At 29.8% G+C, this 2,306-nt stretch carries 3 protein-coding genes; 1 reads left to right on the top strand and 2 read right to left on the bottom strand.

What is annotated here, in order from left to right; translation table 11 throughout:
- The coding region (asnB, locus tag NE054_RS07860) for an asparagine synthase (glutamine-hydrolyzing) (RefSeq protein ID WP_297890393.1) at nucleotides 1–1,279 on the top strand (1,279 nt) is incomplete at its 5' end.
- Here asnB and NE054_RS07855 read toward each other — a convergent pair.
- Entirely contained in the window at nucleotides 1,260–1,781 is a 522-nt protein-coding gene (locus tag NE054_RS07855) for a glycosyltransferase (protein ID WP_297890392.1), read from the bottom strand. The genes asnB and NE054_RS07855 overlap by 20 nt on opposite strands.
- Before the next feature lie 51 nt (nucleotides 1,782–1,832).
- The coding region (locus tag NE054_RS07850) for an asparagine synthase C-terminal domain-containing protein (protein ID WP_297890391.1) at nucleotides 1,833–2,306 on the bottom strand (474 nt) is incomplete at its 5' end.

The raw sequence follows: 2,306 nt of genomic DNA, 5'->3' as shown, positions 1-2,306 counted from the left end.
ATATAACTACAAGGATATAAGAAAAGACTTAGAAAAAGAAGGATACAAATTTTATTCAGATTCTGATACAGAAGTGATACTAAAATCATTTCATAAATGGGGTATGAATTCTGTTGATAGATTTAGAGGTATGTTTACCTTTGCCATATGGGATAAAGCCCAAAAGAAGTTATACCTATGCAGAGATAGAGTAGGAGTAAAACCTCTTTACTGGTATTACAAAGATGGACTTTTTATGTTTGCATCCGAACTAAAAGCATTCCATAAACATCCAAAATTTAGGAAAAATCTAAACATTGACGCACTTCTTTTTTATCTTCAGTATGGATACATACCACAGTTTTACAGTATTTTTGAGAACACATACAAGCTTGAGCCGGGATATTTCCTTGTGATAGACAGAAACGGTAATATCTCTAAACATCAATACTGGAATGTAGAATCTTTTTTCATAAAAGGAAAACAAGAAAAAGATAAATGGCTTAAAAAGTCAGAAGAAGACCTAACTCAAGAACTTGAAGACATTTTAACAGATAGTTTTAAACTTAGGCTTGTTAGCGATGTCCCTGTAGGAATGTTTTTAAGTGGTGGTATTGATTCTTCAACAGTGTGTGCCCTTCTTGCAAAAGAGGGTATAAAACTAAAGACATTTACAATAGGCTTTTACGAAAGAGAATACAACGAGGCAGATTATGCTAAAAAGATAGCTGAATTTTTAGGAACAGACCATACAGAACTTTACTGCAGTCCAAAGGAAGCTTCCGATGTAATCCCTTATCTTCCTGATATTTACGATGAACCTTTTGGTGATTCTTCAGCTATACCTACTTACCTTGTGTCAAAACTCGCAAAAAGTAAAGTTAAAGTGTCTCTCTCTGCAGATGGGGGAGATGAGCAGTTTTGCGGATATACAAGATACTGGATTGTTGGAGAGAGAATAGCAAAATTTTCATCTTTACCATTTTTATCGTTATCAGGAAAAATTTTAAATTTAATCAATCCTGACTTGGCTTATAAAGTGTACTCATTACTCAGACCTATCCTTCCAAAGTGGACTAACTTTAGAGATAAGTACATAAAACTTAAGAATGTTTTAAAAGAAGCCAAAGATGTTAAAACTCAGTATGATGTCTCAAATAAAGTATTTTTAGAAGAAGATTTAAAACAACTATTTAAAAGTATTAATCGTATTCCATCAAATATTGAGTTTTTAAACAATGTAGATTTAAATCTTATGGAATTTATGATGCTTTATGATATTAAAACATACCATAGATAACTACTGCCTTATTCTTAGAAACAATGTTATTTTCTATAAAAAAGTCTTTATCACTTTGATTTTGGAAAACAATTTTTTTATTAAATTTAAAAGCTATTTTATATAAAGAGTCTGTAATTTTTTTTAATATTCCTTCCTTTACATACACGTATCCTAAACCTGTTATAACGCTTACACAAGGAATTTTAAGAAAACCGCAAGCTATGGAGCTGTAAATATTTGGTTTTATCGTGTAATTTAACACTAAGTCTGGTTTAATTTTTTTATATAAGTTTAAATATTCTAAAGTAAGTTTAACATCTTTATATGGATTTTTACCTTTTCTATCTAAGTTTTTAAGCTCAAAGTATTCAAATTCTTTACTAATATACTCTGAATATTTGTCTTTGGGAGCTACTGATATAACTTTATATCCTTTTTCCTTTAAAGCTCTCATTAACCCTAATCTAAAATTCCACAAAGACCAAGAAGTATTTGATGTAATAACAATTTTTTTAGCCATTTATACAATCCTATTACAAAGAAGGTATTAAAAATAATAGATAATATATACTTACAGCCACTTTTCCCTCCATATCTGAAACACAAATAAAAACCAGAGTTTATTGTGATTTACACCACGGTCGTTTAAATAATCATTTAAAAGTCTTTCTACTTCTTTTTCGTTAAAAACTCCTTCTTTCTTTATCCTTTCAGGATTTAAATATTCTTTATAAAGCTCTTTTAAATCTGTTTTAAACCACTCGTAAATTGGTACACCAAATCCTTGCTTTGGTCTGTCTATCAGTTCCTTTGGGATATACTTATATAAAATTTTCCTGAGTATGTATTTACTTACACCGTTTTTGTATTTAAACTCCACAGGTAGCATACTTGTCCACTCTAATATTTTATGGTCTAAAAACGGCTCTCTTCCTTCAAGGGCTACTGACATGGTAGCTCTATCTACTTTTACTAATATATCATCTGGTAGGTATGTTTTAATATCATAAAGCATCATAAATTCCATAAGATTTAAATCTACATT

The sequence above is a fragment of the Sulfurihydrogenibium sp. genome, assembly GCF_027448985.1.
GTDB lineage: Bacteria > Aquificota > Aquificia > Aquificales > Hydrogenothermaceae > Sulfurihydrogenibium.
The sequence above is the reverse complement of the archived record's forward strand: the minus strand, read 5'-3'. Positions and strand labels throughout refer to the sequence as shown.

What these genes read in the sequence shown, in the direction of transcription:
- NE054_RS07855 (WP_297890392.1), bottom strand. Translation starts at nt 1,781, where the DNA reads ATGGCTAAAAAAATTGTTATTACATCAAATACTTCTTGGTCTTTGTGG.